This window comes from Micromonospora sp. NPDC127501 (genome assembly GCF_040302185.1).
In the GTDB taxonomy this organism is placed as follows: domain Bacteria; phylum Actinomycetota; class Actinomycetes; order Mycobacteriales; family Micromonosporaceae; genus Micromonospora.
The window spans coordinates 1-19675 of the sequence record NZ_JBEORJ010000017.1 but is presented as its reverse complement, the minus strand read 5'-3'; the positions used below and the strand labels follow the sequence as shown (position 1 = coordinate 19675).

The 19675-nt window shown below is 71.6% G+C and carries 17 protein-coding genes; 8 read left to right on the top strand and 9 right to left on the bottom strand.

Annotation, left to right across the window (positions count from 1 at the left end):
- Positions 1–104: 104 nt before the first annotated feature.
- Both ABTW72_RS29595 and ABTW72_RS29590 read left to right on the top strand, forming a co-directional pair.
- Positions 105–863 (top strand): ABC transporter ATP-binding protein, encoded by a 759-nt coding sequence (locus ABTW72_RS29595; protein ID WP_238682516.1) that lies wholly within the window; start codon positions 105–107, stop codon positions 861–863.
- The gene (locus ABTW72_RS29590; protein ID WP_350864346.1) at positions 860–3391 is read left to right on the top strand and encodes an ABC transporter permease; all 2532 of its coding nucleotides are present in this window, start codon (positions 860–862) and stop codon (positions 3389–3391) included. Before ABTW72_RS29595 ends, ABTW72_RS29590 begins: the two co-directional genes overlap by 4 nt.
- A gap of 52 nt (positions 3392–3443) precedes the next feature.
- On the opposite strand, the gene ABTW72_RS29585 is transcribed toward ABTW72_RS29590, so the two are convergent.
- Together ABTW72_RS29585 and ABTW72_RS29580 are read right to left on the bottom strand one after the other, a co-directional pair.
- Positions 3444–5057 carry a ricin-type beta-trefoil lectin domain protein gene (locus ABTW72_RS29585; protein ID WP_350864344.1) on the bottom strand — a complete coding sequence of 538 codons (1614 nt, stop codon included), beginning with the start codon at positions 5055–5057 and terminating at the stop codon, positions 3444–3446.
- Positions 5058–5153: 96 nt separating this feature from the next.
- Entirely contained in the window at positions 5154–5576 is a 423-nt protein-coding gene (locus tag ABTW72_RS29580; protein WP_350864342.1) for a DUF2000 family protein, read from the bottom strand.
- Between the two features lie 50 nt (positions 5577–5626).
- Here ABTW72_RS29580 and ABTW72_RS29575 point away from each other — a divergent pair, with 50 nt between their 5' ends.
- Positions 5627–6430: a helix-turn-helix transcriptional regulator gene (locus tag ABTW72_RS29575; RefSeq protein WP_350864340.1), complete on the top strand. Its 804-nt coding sequence runs from the start codon at positions 5627–5629 to the stop codon at positions 6428–6430.
- Positions 6431–6436: 6 nt separating this feature from the next.
- Here ABTW72_RS29575 and ABTW72_RS29570 read toward each other — a convergent pair whose 3' ends face one another.
- The 7 genes from ABTW72_RS29570 to ABTW72_RS29540 all read right to left on the bottom strand — a co-directional run bounded on the left by ABTW72_RS29570 (position 6437) and on the right by ABTW72_RS29540 (position 13112).
- Complete coding sequence (locus ABTW72_RS29570; RefSeq protein ID WP_350864337.1) at positions 6437–7270, bottom strand: helix-turn-helix transcriptional regulator; 834 nt, start codon at positions 7268–7270, stop codon at positions 6437–6439.
- Positions 7271–7493: 223 nt separating this feature from the next.
- The gene (locus ABTW72_RS29565; RefSeq protein WP_350864334.1) at positions 7494–8918 is read right to left on the bottom strand and encodes an aldehyde dehydrogenase family protein; all 1425 of its coding nucleotides are present in this window, start codon (positions 8916–8918) and stop codon (positions 7494–7496) included.
- An 84-nt stretch (positions 8919–9002) separates the two neighbouring features.
- A complete protein-coding gene (locus ABTW72_RS29560) occupies positions 9003–9968 on the bottom strand; it encodes a quinone oxidoreductase family protein (RefSeq protein ID WP_350864331.1) in 966 nt (321 codons plus the stop codon).
- Positions 9965–10327 carry a hypothetical protein gene (locus ABTW72_RS29555; protein WP_350864329.1) on the bottom strand — a complete coding sequence of 121 codons (363 nt, stop codon included), beginning with the start codon at positions 10325–10327 and terminating at the stop codon, positions 9965–9967. The genes ABTW72_RS29560 and ABTW72_RS29555 overlap by 4 nt, the downstream gene beginning before the upstream one ends.
- Positions 10324–11190 (bottom strand): DODA-type extradiol aromatic ring-opening family dioxygenase, encoded by an 867-nt coding sequence (locus ABTW72_RS29550; RefSeq protein WP_350864326.1) that lies wholly within the window; start codon positions 11188–11190, stop codon positions 10324–10326. Before ABTW72_RS29550 ends, ABTW72_RS29555 begins: the two co-directional genes overlap by 4 nt.
- A 30-nt stretch (positions 11191–11220) precedes the next feature.
- Positions 11221–11991, bottom strand: coding sequence for a citryl-CoA lyase (locus ABTW72_RS29545; protein ID WP_124820911.1), 771 nt, complete (start codon positions 11989–11991; stop codon positions 11221–11223).
- Positions 11976–13112, bottom strand: a complete 1137-nt coding sequence (locus ABTW72_RS29540) for a CaiB/BaiF CoA transferase family protein (protein ID WP_350864323.1) — start codon at positions 13110–13112, stop codon at positions 11976–11978. Before ABTW72_RS29540 ends, ABTW72_RS29545 begins: the two co-directional genes overlap by 16 nt.
- 198 nt (positions 13113–13310) lie before the next feature.
- Here ABTW72_RS29540 and ABTW72_RS29535 point away from each other — a divergent pair, with 198 nt between their 5' ends.
- From ABTW72_RS29535 to ABTW72_RS29515, 5 genes are all read left to right on the top strand, one after another.
- Positions 13311–14747: an amidohydrolase family protein gene (locus tag ABTW72_RS29535; protein WP_350864320.1), complete on the top strand. Its 1437-nt coding sequence runs from the start codon at positions 13311–13313 to the stop codon at positions 14745–14747.
- Positions 14748–14751: 4 nt separating this feature from the next.
- Entirely contained in the window at positions 14752–15555 is an 804-nt protein-coding gene (locus tag ABTW72_RS29530) for an IclR family transcriptional regulator domain-containing protein (protein ID WP_350864318.1), read from the top strand.
- Positions 15556–15670: 115 nt separating this feature from the next.
- Positions 15671–16246 carry a DinB family protein gene (locus ABTW72_RS29525; protein ID WP_350864316.1) on the top strand — a complete coding sequence of 192 codons (576 nt, stop codon included), beginning with the start codon at positions 15671–15673 and terminating at the stop codon, positions 16244–16246.
- Between the two features lie 109 nt (positions 16247–16355).
- Entirely contained in the window at positions 16356–17606 is a 1251-nt protein-coding gene (locus tag ABTW72_RS29520; protein ID WP_350864313.1) for an HNH endonuclease signature motif containing protein, read from the top strand.
- A 444-nt stretch (positions 17607–18050) separates the two neighbouring features.
- The gene (locus tag ABTW72_RS29515) at positions 18051–19631 is read left to right on the top strand and encodes a DHA2 family efflux MFS transporter permease subunit (protein WP_350864311.1); all 1581 of its coding nucleotides are present in this window, start codon (positions 18051–18053) and stop codon (positions 19629–19631) included.
- Positions 19632–19675 lie beyond the last annotated feature (44 nt).

Below are 19675 nucleotides of genomic sequence, written 5' to 3'. Positions count from 1 at the left end.
CAAAAGGCAGACCCGGCACCGGCGATACCCGGCCCCGGGCCGATGCGCGCACCCACCGGTGGCGGCGACGCTTTCCGGGTCACCACGCAGCCACTGGAGGAACGATGACAACCCACGCCCCGCCGGAGACCAGCCACGCCGCGGTCGCCGCGGTCGACCTGGTGAAGGTGTACGGCAGCGGCGACACCGCCGTCCGTGCCCTGGACGGGGTCTCGGTCGGCTTCGGCCGGGCCGAGTTCACCGCGATCATGGGCTCGTCCGGGTCCGGCAAGTCGACCCTGATGCACTGCCTCGCCGGCCTCGACACGGCCACCTCCGGTCGCGTCCTGCTCGGCGGCACGGAGCTGACCGGTCAGTCGGACCGGACGCTGACCCGGGTACGCCGGGAGCGGATCGGGTTCGTCTTCCAGTCCTTCAACCTGCTGCCGCAGCTCACCGCCGCGCAGAACATCACGCTGCCGTTGGACCTCGCCGGTCGGCAGCCCGACGCTGAACTCCTCGCGCACCTGGTGCGGGTGCTGGGCCTCGGCGACCGCCTGAACCACCGGCCCAGCGAGCTGTCCGGCGGTCAGCAACAGCGGGTGGCGCTGGCCCGGGCGCTGGTGGCACGGCCCGAGGTGGTCTTCGCCGACGAGCCGACCGGCAACCTCGACTCCCGCTCCGGCGCGGAGGTGCTCACCATCCTGCGCGACTCGGTACGCGACCTCGGCCAGACCGTCGTCATGGTCACCCACGACCCGATCGCCGCCGCGTACGCCGACCGGGTGGTGCTGCTCGCCGACGGGCGGCTCGCTGGCGAGATCGACAAGCCGAACCAGGTGTCGGTCACCGACGCCCTGCGCGACCTGGCGGCCCGCCGATGAGGGCGACAGTGCTGCGTACCCAGACGACCGCTGCGGCCCGGCGGCCCGGCCGGCTGATCCTGACCGGCCTGGCGATCCTGGTCGCGTCGTTCGTCGTGTTCGGCACCGTGCTGGTGCAACAGATCACCGAACGGACCGTGCGGGACAACCTCAGCGGCACCCCGGCCGTCACCGACCTGGTGATCGGCATCCCCGGCGTGCCGCCACCCACAGTGACCGACGTGCGGCAGGTCCGGGCCGTGCCCGGGGTGGCCGAGGCGGTGGCCCGGGTGTCGACCGGGGTCTCCATCGGGGAGGGGTACCTCAACCTCCAGTCCGATCCGGGCACCGGCCCGCTGACGACGGTCCGGGTGATCGAGGGCAGCTACCCGGACCAGCCGGGCGAGATCGCGATCACGCCGCGTACCGCCGAACGGCTCGGGCTCTCGGTCGGCACCGCCACCAGCGGCACCGGCGGTGAACTCACCACGCCCGCCCCGCTCACCGTCACCGGCCTGGTGGAGAGCAGCGCCGACGCCGGCTACGACGCGTACGCACCGGACAGCGCCGTGATCGCCTGGGCGCGCCTGACGACGGTGGAGCGCGTCGATGTGCGGGTGGCCCCCGGGGCCTCGACCGACGCGGTCCGCCAACGGGTGACCGCGGCGGTCGCCGGCCAGCCGATCCGCTCCGGTGCCGAGGTGCGCGAGGCCGAGGCCCAGGCGGCGGCCGAACAGGTCGGGAGACTCTTCATCCTGGTCGGCATGTTCGTCTCCATCGCGGTCGTCGCGGCCGCGCTGGTGGTCACCTCGACCTTCCGCATCGTCTTCGCCCAGCGGATGCGGCAGCTCGCGCTGCTGCGGGCGGTCGGCGCGAGTCGGGCCACCCTGGTGGCTGCCCTGACCGCCGAGGGAGCCCTGACCGGGCTGGTCGCCGGCGTCGTCGGGGTCGCCAGCGCTCTCACCCTCGGGTACGCGCTGCCGGCGATCCTGCGCGCCACCGGCCACGCGGTCTCCTCGCCGGGCCTGCCACTGGCGGCGGCGGTCACTGTGGTGATCGGTGCCGTCGTGATCACCGTGCTGGCCGTGCTGGCACCGGCGCTGTCCGCCGCCCGGGTCTCCCCGCTGGAGGCGCTGCGGACGGCGAGCGTCACCGCCGGCCGGCGCGGCATCGGGGTCTCGCGTCTGGTCTTCGGGCTGCTCCTGGTCGTCGGCGCGGTCCTGGCGGCGGTCGGGACGGTCAGCCAGTTGCCGAAGCCGGAGCAGTCGGACTACGACCCGTCGATGCCGCTGCTCCTGCTGGTCGGGTCCGGGACGCTGGCGTTCTTCGCGCTGGTGGCCCTCGGCCCGCTGCTGGTGCGCCCGGTGCTGGCCGTGGTGGGTTGGCCGCTGCGCCAGCTCGGGCCGCTCGGGCGGATGTCGGTCGGCGGGATCGGCGGGACGCCGCGCCGCGCCGCCGCGGTCTCCGTCGTGGTCGCCCTCGGCGTGACCCTGATCTCCGGGGTGGTCATCGGCGGCGCGTCGTTGCAGATCCTGGCCAACCGCGAGATGGCACTCTCGGCCCCGTCCGACTTCGAGGTCACCAGCAACGGTGGGACGCTCCCGCCGGCTGTCGTGAGCCGGGCCGAGGCGGCGCGCGGCGCGCTGGCCACCGTGGTGCCGTACCGGATGGTCGACGACGCCACGCTGCTGCGCGGCGCGGACAAGCTCGGCGACGTCGAGGCCGGCTATCCGACCAGCGACCTGGACCTGGCGGCGTTGCCGAGCACCGGTGCCCTGGACGTGGCCCAGGGCACCCTGACCGATCGTGGCCCGGGCCGGATCGTGCTCAACAGCTGGGTCGCGCGGGACGCGGGTCTGCGGGCCGGCGACACGGTCACGCTCGCCGTCGCCACCCGCACCGTCGACGTGCGGGTGGCCGCGGTCCTGCCCGGTGACGGGCCGCTGCACGCGGGCATCCTCGCCGATCCGACCGACCTGGACCGGCTCGGTGTGCCGGCCGCGTACACCGGTCTGCTGGCCGACGCGGCCGGCGCCGGCGAAGAGGGCCGCACCGCCGGCGTGCGAGCGCTGCGGCAGGCGATCGGGGGCAGCGACGGGGTGGGCCTCGCGGTGCTCGCCGACGAACGGGACCGCAACGACGACCTGGTGCGCACCCTGGTCTGGATCGCTGTCGGTCTGGTCAGTCTGACCGTGCTGATCGCGGTGGTCGGCGTGGGCTCCACGACCGCGCTCTCGGTGGTGGAGCGGGTACGCGAGTCCGGGCTGCTCCGGGCGATCGGGCTGTCCCGGACCGGCCTGCGCACCATGCTGACCGTCGAGTCCGGCCTGTACGGGGTGATCGGCGCGACCATCGGCCTGGTGCTCGGCATTCCGTACGCCTGGTTGGCGGTCCAGACCCTCGGGATCGAGGCACCGCTGACCGCGCCGCTGCTGCCGCTGGCCGGGCTCTTCGTGGTGCTGGTCGGGCTGACCGCGCTGGCCGGGGTGCTGCCGGCCCGTCGGGCGTCGCGGGTCAGCCCGGTGGAGGCGCTGGGGGCCGACACCTGAGCACCATCGTGGGGTGGCGTCGCGCCTTCGGCGCCACCCCACGACGGCCTGGTCAGTTGGGGTTGTTGGCGTGGGTCAGCGTCTCCCAGGCGACGAAGAGGTTGTTGGTTCCGGCCGGACGTTGTTGCAACGTGAGGGTCTGGGTGTTGGTCATGACGTTGCCCAACCGGGTGCTCATCGCGTTGAAGCCGACCTCGGTGATCGGCCCGAGGCCCCGGGTGAGGCTGCCACCGCAGAGCCAGGAGGGCGGTGCCTCGCCGAGCTGGTAGCGCGAGTGGAAGCCCAGCGCCTGACGCAGCCGCTCACCGACCTGTGGGTACAGGTCCCGTCCCTGGATCCGGGAGGTTTCCGCGACGTGCGAGATGGCGGAGATCCCGTACCCGGTGTGGACGAAGTCGCGGCAGGTCTCCTGGGCGAGGCCGGCGACGAAGGTGGACTGGCCCTGCCAGTAGCCGATGATCTCCGCGCTGGTGTCCAGGCCGCTCCCGGGCATCGTGTACGGCAACGCGCCGTCGCTGGGCAGGTAGACGAAGGCGCGGGCGCGGTTGAGGAAGCGGGTGGTCGCCGCGTCGTACACCGCCCGGTCGTCCAGGAACACCGCGATGCCGACGGTGGCCTCCATCATGGTCAGTTCCCAGTTGCCGTTGCTGTTCGAGCCGTTGCGAACCATCGGCAGGTAGACGTTGCGCAGCATGGTGGCGAAGCGGTTGGCGTTGGGCCAACTCGTGTACGTGTACTTGATGATCTCGGCCGCCCGGGGCCAGACCGAGGCGGCCCAGCCGGTCTGCAGTGGGGCGTTGCTGCCGGTGTGCGCGGTGATGGTGGCCGACCACGCGTCCATGATCTGGATCGACTTCTGCGCGTACCGGGCGTCCCCGGTGACGTACCAGGCGAGCGCGTCGGTGTACGCCGCGATCGCGTCCTCCCGCTCGTCCGTGCAGCCGTTGTTCGGGTTGGAGTAGGAACCACACTCGACCACCGAACGGGGAGCCGGGGTGCGCGACAGGGAGGCGTACCGGCTGCTCATCATCTGGTTGTGGGCCGCCGCCCACGGCTGCGCGCCGGCCTGCACCCGGCCGCGGACGAAGTCGAGCTGGCCTCGACTGACCAGCACGCCGGGGTGGGTGAAACCACCCGAGGGCGGTGGTGTGGTGCCGCCGCCGGTGGGCAGCGCCCAGGTCTGGTTGGCGGTGCCGGTGCAGCTCCAGATCTGCAGCGGGGTGCCGTCGGCCGAGCTGGGGCCGGTCGCGTCGAGGCACTTGCCCGAGGTCGGGTTGACCAGTTGCCCGGCGCTGGGCGACCACTGCTGCGCTCCGGTGCCGTTGCAGTCGTAGATCTGCACCCGGGCGCCGTTGGCGGTGCTGGCGGCGGCGATGTCCAGGCACTTGCCCAGCGCCCGGATCGTGCCGTCGTCGGCCACCGTCCACTGTTGCGCGGTGGAGCCGTTGCAGGTGAAGAGCTGCACCGGTGTGTTGTTGGCCGGGTTCGCTGCGGCCACGTCGACGCACTTGCCGCCGTACCCGGTGATGGCGCCCGTCGCGGCCGCCACCGCGGGCGATGCGGCGACGACCAGGCCGGTCGGTACGGCGAGCAGGGCCGCGGCGAGCGCGGAGGTCAGTCTGATGCGGGGGCGGCGGGGCAGGAGCCCGGCCGATCGTCGCGCCATGTGGGGGTCCTTCCGGGGCGGCGAAACAACTGTAAAGTGTGTTAATCATTACAGTCATACACACCGATATCAATGTCTTCGTCGCCACGGATGCCGTTACGGGTGCATGGACGCACCCTTGAGCACCTTGTCCACCACGTTGCGCGGCGCGTGCAGCGCCAGGCCCACCAGGTCGAGCTTCTCCCGTCCGACCGCCTCGACGGCGGCGCGGTTGTCCCGGTCGTTGCCGGTGGCGAACAGTTCGGACGTGAAGATCGCCAGCCGCAGGCCACGGGTCAGGGCGCGCGAGTGCGCACCGACCAACGTCGCCCGATCCCCGGCGAAGACCAGCACCGGCTGGCCGAACATCGGCAGGTAGCTGGTGCCGTCCGCGTCGCGGTACTCCTCGCCGACCAGCTCCGGCAGCGCGCTCGCGATGCCGCTGACCAGGAAAGCCGTGACGTTCAGCCGCTGCCAGCTCGCCAGGTCGTTGCGGAGCAGAACGGCGATCTTGGTGGGAAAGCGGATCGGTTCGGTCATGCCCTCGAGCCTGCCCGCCCCCACGCCTACCGGTCTTGTACGTTCTTAGCGTGGCCACCCGCCCGGCGGGCTCGCACGTCAGCGCGTGGCGACCCGCGGTAGCCGGGGTCGCCGAGGTCTTCCACGCCCATTTCGTCGACCACGCCTACCCCCGGCACATCCACGAGGTGTGGACGCTGTTGATCGTCGACGACGGCGCAGTCCGCTTCGACCTGGACCGGCACCGGCACGGCGCGCTGCGCACGTCGGTCACCCTCCTGCCGCCGTACGTGCCGCACGACGGCAGCTCCGCCACACCGGACGGCTTCCGCAAGCGGGTCCTGTACCTCGACACCTCGGCGCTCGACGCCGAACTGGTCGGCCGGGCCGTCGACGAGCCGGACCTGGCCGATCCGCAGTTGCGCGACCGGGTCCACCGCCTGCACCAGGTGCTCGCCACGCCCGGCGACGAGTTCGAGGCCGAGAGCCGGCTCGCGTTCATCCTGGACCGGCTACGCCGCCAGCTCCGCCAGCGCTCCCCGGCCCATGACCAGCCCCCGGGACGCGGCCTCGCGGTGCGACTACGGGAGCTGCTGGACGCCCGGACCGTCGAGGGCGTCACGCTGGGGGAGGCCGCGCAGCTGCTGCACGCCCACCCGAGCCACCTGGTCCGAACGTTCACCCAGGTGCACGGCGTGCCACCGCACGCGTACCTGACCGGCCGTCGGGTCGAGCTGGCGCGTCGGCTGCTCCTCGCCGGGCAGCGGCCCGTCGAGATCGCCGTCGCGGCCGGGTTCTTCGACCAGGCGCACCTGACCCGCCACTTTCGGCGCTACCTGGGCGTCAGTCCGGCCCGCTACCCCCGCCCGAGCTGATCGCTGTCAGACGAGCTGGCCGCCGATGACGGCGAGCAGGCGCAGCTTCTCGTCGCTCGGCGACCCGGGTACGGCGGTGAAGACCAACAGTGTCTGCGACTCGTCGGGGTCCACCAGCGTCTGGCAGTGCAACTCCAACGCCCCGACCTCCGGGTGCACGAAGTGCTTGGGCGGGCAGTAGCCGGCGGGCACCGGGTGCTCCCGCCACAGCTGCCCGAACTCCGGGCTCCGGGCCAGCAGGTCGTCGACGAGCGCGGCGGCCCGCGAGCCGCGCCCGTCGCGGGTGTACGCCGCGTGCAGGTGCGCCACGAGCAGGCGACTCTGCGTCTGGTGATCCTGCGCCGGGTGCAGCCGCCGTGCCGTCGGGTCGGTGAACCAGCGGTGGTGCGCGCTGCGCGCCAACCCGGTGTACCGGGTCTCGTCACCGAGCAGGGCGATGGCCGGCGCGGTCTGCGCCAGGGTCTCGCCGAGGTGGTTCACCACCTGGGCCGGGGTGTCGTGCATCCGGTCGAGGATGCGCATCATTCCGGGGTTCACGTGGTCGGCCCGCACCGCGCGGCGCGGAACGGCGTGACCGGCGAGCTGGAACAGGTGGTCGCGTTCGGCGAGGGAGAGCCGCAGGCCCCGGGCCAGGGCGGCGAGCATCTGCTCCGAGGGGTGCGGCCCGCGCTGCTGCTCCAACCGGCTGTAGTAGTCGGTGGACATTCCACTCAACGTGGCGACTTCCTCGCGCCGCAGCCCTCCGGTGCGCCGGCGCGGCCCCCGGGGCAACCCGACGTCCTCGGGCTGGAGGGCCTCGCGGCGGGTGCGCAGGAAGCTGGCGAGTTGGGCGCGGTCCACGGGTGTCTCCGATCAATGGGTGCCGGCGGGTGAACCGGCACAGGATTTGCAACAAACCATCCCCGCCCCGCTGTTCCACCCCACCCCACCCCGGCCCTGCCCCCGCGCCCCAGCCCCCGCTTTCGCGATCTTGCACTTTCTGTTGGGACACAAGGTTCGTAACACCCCATGTCGGCGACCGAAAGTGCAAGATCGGCGGGGGCGGGGGCGGGGGTTTGGGGGGTTAGCGCTGGATGGACTTGGTCTCCAGGAACTCCTCCAGCCCGAAGCGGCCGAACTCGCGGCCGTTGCCGGAGTGCTTGTAGCCGCCGAACGGGGCGAGCGGGTTCCAGTGGCCGGCGTTCACGTCGACCTGGCCCACACGCAGCCGCCGGGCGATCGCCAGCGCGTGCTCCGGCTCACCGAAGACGCCGCTGGTCAGGCCGTACTGCGTGCCGTTGGCGATGGCCACGGCCTCCTCCTCGTCGGCGTACCCGATGATCGTCAGCACCGGGCCGAAGATCTCCTCCTGGGCGATCGCGGAGGCCGGGTCGACGTCGGCGAAGATCGTCGGCTGGACGTAGGCCCCGACGGTCAGCCCCTCGGGCCGCTGCGGGCCGCCGAACACGAGCCGGGCGCCGTCGGTGATGCCCCGCTCGATGTAGCCGACGACCTTCTGCCGGTGGGCCTCGGACGCCATCGGGCCGATCCGGGTGGCCTCGTCGCCAGGGTCGCCGACGGTGTACTGCTTCGCGGCCTCGACGGCCAACGCCACGACCTCGTCCTGGCGGGAGGCGGGCACCAGCATCCGCGGCCACGCGCCGCAGACCTGACCGCCGTTGGCGAAAGCCATCATCACGCCCCGCTCGACCGCGGCGGGCAGGTCGGCGTCGTCGAGGACGATGTTCGCGCCCTTGCCGCCCAGCTCCAGCGCGACCCGCTTGACGGTCGCCGCGGCCACCGCGGAGATCCGCTGCCCCGCCCGGGTGGAGCCGGTGAAGGAGATCATGTCGATGTCCGGGTGTGCGGAGATCGCCTCGCCGACGGTCGCGCCGGTGCCGTAGACGACATTGAAGACACCCGCCGGTACGCCGGCCTCGGCGGCGACCTCCGCGAGGATGCGCGCGGTCAGTGGGGCGTTCTCGGACGGCTTGAAGACCATCGTGTTGCCGGCGAGCAGGGCGGGCGCCAGCTTGGAGACGATCTGCTGAAGCGGGAAGTTCCACGGCGTGATCGCTCCGACCACGCCGATGGGCTCGCGGACGATCAGCGAGTTGCCGACCTCCTCGGTCCAGGCGAAGTCGTCGGCCAGACCGGCGATGGACTCGACCACCGCGGCCGGGAACGCGACCTGGGCGGTCCGGGACATACCGATCGGAGAGCCCATCTCGGTGGTGATCGCCTGGGCGATCTCCTCTGTGCGGGCGGCCAGGCCGGCGCCGAGGCGGCGCAGCACGTCCGCCCGGTGCTGCGGGGTGGTCGCCGACCAGGCCGGGAAGACGGCTCGGGCGGCGGCGACCGCGCGGTCGACGTCGGCGGCGGTGCCGGCCGGGGTCTCGGCGACGACCTCGCCGGTGGCCGGGTTGACGACGGGAAGGGTGCCGGCGGAGCCGGTGACGGTCTCGCCACCGATCCAGTGGCCGGCGACGGTGTAGGTGGAGGGTGTCATGGACCGACCGTCGCACCGCTGCCGAACCCCAACCAGGTGCGGTTTATCCAGGGTTCCGCGATCCCTGGCTGGGGCCCGGCCCCCTCAGAGCGCGAGGACGATCCGGCCGGCGGTGGTGCCCGCGTCCTGCCGGGCCCAGGCGTCCGCGATGGCGTCGAACGGCACGATCTCGTGGTCGACGGTGAGCCGGCCGGCCGCCGCGTGCCCGGCCACCACGGTCAGCGCCGCGGCCCGCTCGGCGGTCGACAACCCGTTGTTGGTGTAGCCGATCATCCCCAGTGCGCCGCTGCGCAGCACGGCGGACTCGATGGGGGCGGTCGCGCCGGCCGCGCTACCCAGGTTGACCAGCCGTCCCCCCGGGCGCAGCACCCGCAGCGCCGCCGCGGCCGGGACACCGAAGACCGGGTCGAGGACGAGGTCGACCGGCCCGTCGGCGGCGTGGCGCAGCCGGTCGGCCATCGACGCGACGTCGTCGTCGGGGAGCAGCGGGACCGCCACGGCGGCGCCGAGCTCCTCGGCGCGGGACCGCGCGGCGGCCGAGCGGGCCACGGCGATGACGCGGCGGGCGCCGCCGAGCAGGGCGAGCTGAACGGCGGCCTGACCGACCACACCCCCGGCGCCGAGCACGATGACCTGGTCGCCGGCCACCAGGCCGCCGGCGTGGGTCAGCGCCGCGTACGCGGCGACCGCGGAGAGACCGAGGGCCGCGAGCACTGTCAGTGGTACGCCGGCCGGCAGCGCCACCACGTCGACGGTCGGCACGGTGACCGTGGTCGCCATGCTGCCGTCGACGCCGGAGCGCATCCCGGCCGACGTGCCGAACCAGATCGGGGTGCCGTCGGCGAGCCGACCGACCCCCTGCACACCCGGCACGTACGGGGTGCTCGGCGGTCCGAAGTAGCTGGTGCCGCTGGCGCAGAGCACGTCCAGCGGGGTGATCGGCACGGCCTCGACGGTGACGGCCACCGCACCGTCGGCCGGTACGGGCGCCGGCCGCTCGGCGATCGTCGGCGCGGCGCCGCAGGTGGTGAGCACTGCCGCGCGGATCACGTCGCGATGTCCGGGTAGGGCATCGAGAAGTGGGCCAGCCGCGCGCCGAAGGACTTCTGGTATTCGAGCGGCTCGGTGTTGTCCCGCTCGAAGAGGGCGATGAAGAGGGTCAGGGTGAGGAACGGGTGCGCGCCGAGCGCGAAGAGCTTCACGTGGTCGTGGGTGGCCAACGCCTCGCGCTCCACGTCGTCGAAGCGCAGCCAGGTGCTCGCCTCGCCGGTGTGGCAGTTCAGCACCGTGTTGGCGCACTCGGCCTCCCACCAGGCGACCAGCTCACGCGGCTCGCTGCGGTAGCGCTCGACCAGCTCCGGGTCCCGGTCGACCATGAAGAGGAACTTGTTCAGCAGGTACCTGCTCATGCCGTCGGCGCTCCGTTCGGGTACCAGGTGAAGTACGCCTCCATGGTGTGGAACAGATCGAGGGTGTCCACGTAGTCGGCCTTCACGCCGGCACCGGCCACCCCCATCATCAGCATGAAGTCCATGAAGCCGTGGGTGGCGTTGCCCGGTGTATGCAGGCTGTCCAGGGTGACCTCGCGCAGGCACTCGTCCAGGTCGCCGTTGGCGATCCACTCGACGGCCCGCTGGTCGAACTCCGGGTCCGGGCCGTGCGGGCCGAACTGCCGGGGGCCGCCCAGCTCCAGCGAGAGGTGGCCGGTGCCGATGACGGCGACCCGCAGGTGCGACGGCCACGACTCGACGATGTCGCGGATGCTCTGGCCGAGCTGGACGAAGCGCTTCGGCTGCGGCAGCGGCGGCGCGAAGATGTTGGTGTAGATCGGCACGATCGGCAGGTCGGCCTCGGGCCGCAGCGTGATGATCGGGCAGGTGATGCTGTGGTCGATGCGCAGCTCGTTGCTGAACGCGAGGTCGAAGCCGGCGTCGAGCCCGGCCCGCAGGATGTGCCCGGACAGGTCCTCCTGGCCCGTGAGCAGCATCCGGGGGAGCCCGAACTCGCGCTCCTCGTTGTACCAGTTGGCGTCGTAGTAGGGCGCCTTGCCGACCAGGAACTGCGGCATGTTGTCCAGCCAGAGCTGGTGGAAGTGATCGGAGCCGACCATCACCAGCACGTCGGGCCGGGCTCGGGTCAACGTCTCCCGGAACCCCAGGATCTTGCGGGTCCACTCGTCGGCGAACGGCGGCCGGTCCTCGCCGGTGGCGGTGCTGGCCCGGTAGTAGAAGGGGTGGTGGGTGGAGGCGATGACCGCGACGATGGAGGCCATTCCCGCTCCTTTCGGGGGTGGACGAGGAGATCAGGGCTCGTAGACGGCGTTGCGGTCGACGGTGCGGTAGATGTCCATGCCGAGCGGTCGTCGTCGCTCCTCGGCGAGGTGCCCGAGCAGCCCTGCCGCGCGGGCCAGCAGGGCGAAACCGCGCAACATCTCGACCGGGAGGCCGAGGTCGGCGAGGGCCGCCCCGCAGACTCCGGCGCCGTTGAGCGGCAGGGTGCGGCCGAGCACCTGCGGGTGTACGCGTCCGATCGCCTCGAACAGCCGCAGGTGCGGGCCGTGCAGACCCTCCTCGGTGGCGATCCTGATCAGCACGGGGGTGCGCGGGTCCTGCTCCTTGTGCACGGGGTGCCCGAGCCCGGGGACCAGACGACGCTCCCGCTTGGCCCGGGTGACCGCGTCGAGCGCCACCGCGTCGTAGTCGGTCACCTCGCCGGCCTGGGCGAGCGTGTCGGCGAGGAAGCGTCCACAGTCCTCGGTGACACCGAGGAAGCGGGAGCCGCCGCCGAGCAGGCCGGCGGCGAGCGCGCCCTGCAACGACTCGGGCGCGGACAGGTACGTCAGCCGAGCGGCGATCGCCGTCGGGGTGAAGCCGTGGTCGGCGAGGGCCACCAGCACCGCCTCGAAGACCCGTACCTCTCCCGGGGTGGGACGGCGGCCGGCGACCAGCCAGTACGCCAGCTCGCCGAAGCCCACAGTGCCCATCAGGTCGGCGGCCAGATCCTGCCCCAGCAGCGAGATGGTGGTCGGGTCGGAGGTGCCGATCCCGGTGGGGAAGCTCAGTTCTTCAGCCACGCGCGGATCTCCTCGCCGTGTTCGTCGAGCCCCGGCGGCGGCAGCTCGTACCGGGCCGGGGTGTCGGAGAAGGTGATGGGGTTGCGGACGCCGGGCACGTCGCCGACGGTGACGACCGGGTCGAGCCCCAACTCCTCGGCGAGCGCCACGCCACCGTCGATGGTGTTGATCGGCGCGCACGGGACGCCGGCGGCGAGCAGGTCCCGGAACCACTCGTCAGTGGTCCGCTTGGCGAGGCGTTCGACAAGCAGGGGCCGCAGTTGCTCTCGGTTGGCCGTGCGGTCCTGGTTGCGGCCGAAACGGCTGTCGTCCGGCAGGCCGGGCAGGTCGAGCACCTGGCAGAGCTTGCGGAACTGCCCGTCGTTGCCGGCGATGACGACCAGCTCGCCGTCGGCGGTGGGCAGTGGCTCGTACGGGAAGAGGCTGGGGTGCGCGTTGCCCATCCGGAACGGGACGGTGCCGCCGGCGACGTAGCCGCTGGAGTGGTTGACCAGCCCGGACAGCGCCGAGCTGAGCAGGTTGACCTCGACGTGCTGGCCTCGTCCGGTCTCGCCACGGTGGTGCAGCGCGGCGAGGATGCCGATGCTGGCGTGCAGCCCGGCCATCACGTCGAAGACGGAGATGCCGGCCCGGTACGGCGAACCGTCCGGGTCGCCGGTGAGGCTCATCAGGCCCGAGATGGCCTGCACCATGAGGTCGTAGCCGGGGAAGTCCTTACCGGCGCCGGTGCCGAAGCCGCTGATGCTCGCGTACACGATCTTGTCGTTGGTCACGGTGACCGTGTCGTAGTCGAGGCCGAACCGGGCGAGGCCACCGGGCCGGAAGTTCTCGATCAGCACGTCGGCCCGGTGGGCCAACTCCTGCGCGGCGGCCAGGTCGTCGGGTTTCCTGAGGTCCAGGGCGACCGACCGCTTGTTGCGGTTGATGCCGAGGTAGTACGTCGAGACACCGTCGCGGGTGGGTGGCATCCAGGTGCGGGTGTCGTCGCCACCGGGGCTCTCCACTTTGATCACCTGGGCGCCCAGGTCGGCCAGGAGCATCGTCGCGTACGGCCCGGCGAGGATCCGGGAGAAGTCCGCGACGAGCAGGCCGGCCAGTGGGCCTGTCGAATGCTGCACCATGTTTCCGCCCGTTCTGCGGACACCTGTCCGCCGAGACAGCTTGCGATACCGCACGGTGCGTGTCAACGGTGTGCTCATCGAGCAGGACCACGCTCTTGACACGAATCGTGACCGGGACCACACTTGCGCCACTCGGGCTGGCCGCACAGCGGACAACGGTCCGGATTCCCCTCGTACCGTGGAAGGAATGGGTGGCGAATGAGCGCAACCGACCGGCCGGTGGTCTTCCGTAACGGCCTGGTTCTCACCATGGACGACGCGCACACGGTGCTGCCCGGCGCCGACGTGCTGGTCATCGGCGGCCGGATCGCGCAGGTCGGCGTCGGTCTCGCCGCACCCGACGACGCCCTGGAGATCGACGCCACCGACGGCATCCTCATGCCCGGCATGGTCGACACCCACCGGCACCTGTGGCAGACCGCGATGCGCGGGTACGGCGCCGACTGGACCCTGACCCAGTACTTCGTCTGGTACTACCTCGAGTCGGGCAAGCTGTTCCGGCCCGAGGACGTCTACGCCGGCAACCTGCTTGGCGCGATCGAGGCGATCGACGCCGGCGTCACCACCACCGTCGACTGGTCGCACGGGTTGCAGACGCCCGAGCACGCCGACGCCGCCGTGGACGCCCTGGAGGCGGTCGACGGACGGTTCGTGCTCGCCTACGGCAACATCCAGCAGGGGCCGTGGGAATGGGCCACCTCGCCGGAGTTCCGCGACTTCCACCGCCGCCGCGTCGACGGTGGCAAGCTGGCCGGCTTCCAGTTGGCGTTCGACGTCACCGGTGACCCCGCCTTCCCGGAACGGGCCGCGTTCGAGGTGGCCCGGGAGTTGGGCGCCGCGGTGACCACCCACGCGGGCGTGTGGGGCGCCACCAACGACGACGGCATCCGGCTGATGCACGAGAACGGCTTCATGACCCCGTCGAACGTGTACGTGCACGCGGCGACGCTCACCCAGGACTCGTACAACCGGATCGCCGCGACCGGCGGATCGGTCTCCGTCTCGACCGAGAGTGAGCAGAGCGCCGGCCAGGGTTACCCACCCACCTGGCAGTTGCGCCACCACGACATCCCGGTGTCACTGTCGATGGACACCAGCGTGTGGTGGAGCGGCGACCTCTTCTCCGCGATGCGCAGCACGCTCGGCGCCGACCGCTCCCGGGAGCACCTGGAGGCGCACGCCAAACAGGAAACCATCACCCACTGCCACCTGCGCGCCGAGCAGGTCGTCGAGTGGGCCACCCGAGGCGGCGCCCGTGCGCTCGGCATGGACACCACGATCGGCGCGCTCACCCCCGGCCGTCAGGCCGACGTCGTCCTGATCAAGAACGACGCCTCGCCGGTGATGTTCCCGATCCTGAACCCGCACGGTCACGTCGTCTTCCAGGCCCAGCGCGCCGACGTGCACACCGTGCTGGTGGACGGCCGGGTCGTGAAGCGCGACGGCCGCCTCGTCGGCGTCGACCTCGCCGCCGCGCGGGCCGGGGTGGCCGCGACCATCGACCACCTGCGCGAGACGATGGGGGAGGAGGCGTGGCAGCGGGGAATGAACCCGGACGTCCCCGAGACCGCGATCCTGGAGAACCCGTACCAGTACACCGAGTGGGACGCCGGGTCGGCGCAATGGAAGCATTAAGGACATGAGTGACAACGGAAGGGGCGCCGGGCCCGACTTCATCGAGGCTCTCGCCCGTGGCCTCGACGTCCTGCGCTCCTTCCGTCCCGCCTGCCCGTCGATGACGCTCAGCGAGCTCGCCGCCGCCACCGGCCTGGCCCGCCCCACCGTCCGGCGCATCCTCATCACGCTCGAATCGCTGGGCTACGTCCGCGCGGTCGGCCGCGGCCACACCCTCACACCACGCGTCCTGGAGCTGGGGATGGCGTACGTTAACGCGCTGAACATGTGGGACGTGGCCCGGCCGCACATGGAGAAGCTCGTCGCGCAGACCAACGAGTCGACCTCGATGGCCCAGCTCGACGGCAGCGACATCGTCTACGTCGCCCGGGTGGCCGTACCCAAGATCGTCACGCTGGGCGTCACCATCGGCACCCGCTTCCCGGCACCCGCGACGTCGATGGGCAAGGTTCTGCTCGCGGCCCTCCCACCGGAGACGCTGGCTACCGTTCTCGCCGAGCCCAGCCGCTCCGGCATCACGCCGCGCTGGCAGCCCGCACCGGGCGACCTCGACGCCGTGCTGCGTGAGGTCCGGGCGAAGGGCTGGGCGCTCGCCGACCAGGACCTGGCACCGGGAATCCGGTCCGTAGCCACCGGCGTACGCGACGGCGACGGGCGCGTCGTCGCCGCCATCAACGTGACAGTGCACGCGGCCGAGACCTCGCTGGAGACCCTGCGCGAGGAACACCTTCCGAGGTTGCTGCGCGCGGCCGCCGACATCGGGCACGACTGGGCGCTCACCGCCGCCGTGCCGGTGGTCACGGTCTAGAGAAGCAGATTTTCCACGTCGGGTTGGCCGGGACCCGGTGGTTGTCCTACCGATCCTGAGCTTCGCGGATCGTCCGGGGCAACGCCGATACCCGACCGGATGCCATAGTGCCGCGATGAAGTCGGACCTGCACAGTTACTTGAAGGGCGGCCGCGAGTCGCTGTTGTGGAAGCTCGACGGGCTGGGCGAATACGACATTCGGCGTCCGTTGACCCCGACCGCGACCAACTTGCTCGGTCTGGTGAAGCACGCGGCGGCCATGGAGATCCTCTACTTCGGCGTCGTGTTCGGCCGGCCGTTCGAGCAGGAGCTGCCGTATGTCGGCGACGGGGCGGAGACCAACGCCGACATGTGGGCGAGCGCGGATGAGACCCGCGAGGAGATCGTGGCACTGTACCGTCGCGCGATCGCCCACGCCGACACCACCATCGAAGCCCTTGGACTGCACGAGGTAGGCCACGTGCCGTGGTGGGGCGATGCGGCGGTCACGTTGCACCACGTCCTGGTCCACGTCATCGCGGACACCCAACGGCACGCCGGCCACGCTGACATCGTGCGCGAGCTCATCGACGGCAGGGCCGGGCTGTTGTCCGGGAACGACAACCTGCCCCCCGTGAACAAGTCATGGTGGCTGGACTACCGCCAGCGAGTCGAGCAGGCTGCCCTCGACGCCAGCAAGCACAGCAGCTAGTTCTCCGCCGGTCGTGGCAGCCAGATCGCCGGCCTGGCACCTGGGCCGGGGCTCCGCGAATCGATCATCATGACTGAAAGTGTCGTACAGCTGTACTAGATTTCGGGTCGTGGTCGAAGAGTTGACGCAGGCAGAGGGTGCTATCGCGGCCTGCGCCGACACGGCCACGTGGGCGCAGCCCGAGGACGAGCTGATCGCCGCGCTCGACACCGCGCACCGCATCGAGCAGCGGCTCGCCGCGGTGAAGCTGGCCCTGATCCGTGAGCTCGACGGCCGAGGCACCGCCACCGGGCGGGGCGCCTCCTCCACCGCGGTCTGGCTCCGCGAACGGTTACGCCTCACCATTTCGGCCGCCCGCCGCCTCGTCGACCTCGCCGCTGTCCTGGACACCGGCAACCCCGGGGTACGCCACGCGCTGGCCGATGGCCACATCGCCGTCGACCATGCCCGGGTCATCTCCGACACGGTCGACAAGGTGCAGACCGTCGCCGGTCCCGAGGCCGCCGACAAGGCCCTCGGAGTGCTCGTCGAGTGGGCCGGGCAATTCGATCCCACCGTCTTACGCAAACTCAGCACCCGCATCCTCGACCACGTCGCACCCGACATCGCCGACGCCGCCGCCCGAGCAGCTCTGGACGCCGAAGCCCGCCGCGCCACCCGCGACCGGCACCTCACCCTCTCCACCCTCACCGACGGTCGCCTGCGACTCACCGGCATCCTCGACACCGAGACCGCCGGGCTGCTCCGTGCTGCCATCGACCCACTCAGCGCACCCTCGGGCCCTGACGACCAGCGCTCTCCCGGGCAACGCCGGCACGACGCTTTCAGCGATGTGTGCCGCCTCGCCCTGCGCACCGGCGAGTTGCCTGAGCACGGCGGTGATTCCGCGCAGATCGTCGTCACCACCAGCTACGACGGGCTGACCCGGCAACTGGGCAGCGGCGCCCTCGACACCGGCCTGCACCTCACCCCCGAGGCCGTGCGCCGCCTCGCCTGCGACGCCGCCATCCTCCCCGCCGTCCTCAGCGGAGCTGGCCAACCACTCGACCTCGGCCGACAATGTCGTCTCATCACCGGCCCTCTCCGGCGAGCTCTGGTGCTGCGAGACGGGGGCTGCGCCTTCCCGGGCTGCGACCGACCACCGCGCTGGTGCGACGCCCACCACATCCACCACTGGGCCGACGGCGGCCCAACCAGCCTCGCCAACGCCGTCCTGCTCTGCGGCCACCACCACCGGCACCTGCACCACAGCGACTGGGCGGTGCGACTGGCCGGCGACGGCCACCCCGAGTTCGTCCCACCGGCCTGGCTCGACCCCGAGCAGGTCCGCCGCCGCAACCACTACCACCGACGAACGTGAGCCCCACCAGCACACGACGATCACCCCGGTCGCAGGCCGACCGAGTGGCCAGGCCGGCACGCCCCGATCTCGCGGCCACCGACGCCAAGAGCGGCGCGCGACCAGGGCTCGGCGCGTGCCAGTGGTGGACGCGCCAACCGTCACGACGGTGATCGCTTGGCCGTCGCGCAGCCGATCCCGGGCCTCACCGCGCTGATCCGGACCGCGACCCTTCCCTGGCTCGCGGCCCTGCCGGCTGATTGCCACCCCGACGTCCGGCCACAGTCGTACGGCCGATCGGATGCGACGCCCGGACGAGCGTTAATCCGGCGGCGAACCGTCACATCCTCCCGATACTCTTCCTCCGCGCGTCGTCGTCCTGGCACGTCGCGCCCCGCGCCCGGTTGGCGCGGCATCGCCGCCACCGCCCACCGTCGGCCGGCTCAATCGACTTCAGGAGAGTTAGTGACACAGCAATCCCTCGCGACATCGGACAAACTCGACGGCGCGGTGCTCAAGGTGGCGGGCGTTGTCGTCCTTGGCGCGATCATGTCGATCCTCGACGTGACGGTGGTCAGCGTGGCGCTGCCCAAATTCCAGAGCGAGTTCGACGCGTCCTACGCCCGCGTCGCCTGGACCATGACCGCCTACACCCTCGCGCTCGCCACCGTGATCCCGCTCAGCGGGTGGGCGGCGGACCGGTTCGGCACCAAACGGCTCTACATGGTGGCGCTGACCCTGTTCACGATCGGGTCGGGGCTCTGCGCCATGGCCGACACGATCGGCGAGCTGATCGGCTACCGAGTCCTGCAGGGCCTCGGTGGCGGCATGCTCATGCCGCTGGGCATGACCATCATGACCCGGGCGGCCGGTCCGCACCGGATCGGCCGGTTGATGGCCGTCCTCGGCATCCCGATGCTGCTGGGGCCGATCGGCGGCCCGATCCTCGGTGGTTGGCTGATCGACACCGCGAGCTGGCACTGGATCTTCCTGATCAACCTGCCGATCGGCCTGATCGCCCTGATCTACGCGCAGGTCGCGCTGCCGAAGGACGCGCCCGAGCCGTCCGAGTCGTTCGACTTCGTCGGCATGCTCATGCTCTCGCCGGGCCTGGCCCTCTTCCTCTACGGCGTCTCGTCCCTGCCGGAGGCGGGCACCTTCGCCGAGGCCAAGGTGTGGGCCCCGATGCTGGTCGGCGGCGCGCTGGTGGTGGCGTTCGTGCTCTACTCGTTCAAGCCCCGGCACCCGCTGCTCGACCTGCGGCTGTTCCGCAACCGCAGCCTGACCATCGCGTCGGTGACGATGTTCGTGTTCATCATCGCGTTCATGGGCGCCGGCCTGCTGTTCCCGAGCTACTTCCTGCAGGTGCGCGGTGAGTCGACGCTGGCCGCCGGCCTGCTGATGGCGCCGCAGGGCATCGGCGCGATGATCACCATGCCGATCGCCGGCACGCTGGCCGACCGGGTGCCGATCGGGCGTACCGTCCCGTTCGCGCTGGGGCTCATCGTCGTCGGGTTCTTCGGTTTCACCCAGGTCGATCCGCAGACGTCGTACTGGCTGCTCGGCGGGTCGCTGTTCGTGATGGGCCTGGGCATGGGCGGCACGATGATGCCGATCATGACGTCGGCGCTGCGGACGTTGTCGGCCAACGACGTGGCTCGCGGCTCGACGCTGGTCAACATCCTCCAGCAGATCGGCGGCTCGGTCGGCGCCGCCGTGATGTCGGTGATCCTCACCAACGAGCTGAACGGCTCCCGGCAGATCCCCGGCCTGGTGGACGAGAGCGGCAAGCCGGTCACCGAAGCCGGGCTGGCCATCGCCGCCCAGCAGCGGCCGGAGCTGCTCCAGCAGATGCCGGTCGACCCGTCGATCATCGAGCGTGGGCTGGACTTCGCCGCCAAGTCGTTCGCGAGCACGTTCTGGGTCGCGTTCGCGCTGGTCGTGCTCACGATCATCCCGGCGGCGTTCCTGCCGCGCCGACGTCAGCCGGCGCAGCTCGACGACCCGCAGGGCGAGCAGGTCAGGACGCCCGTCGTCATCCACTGACCGACCCCGCCGGGGGGGGGGGGCCGGGGGGGGGGGGGGCGGGC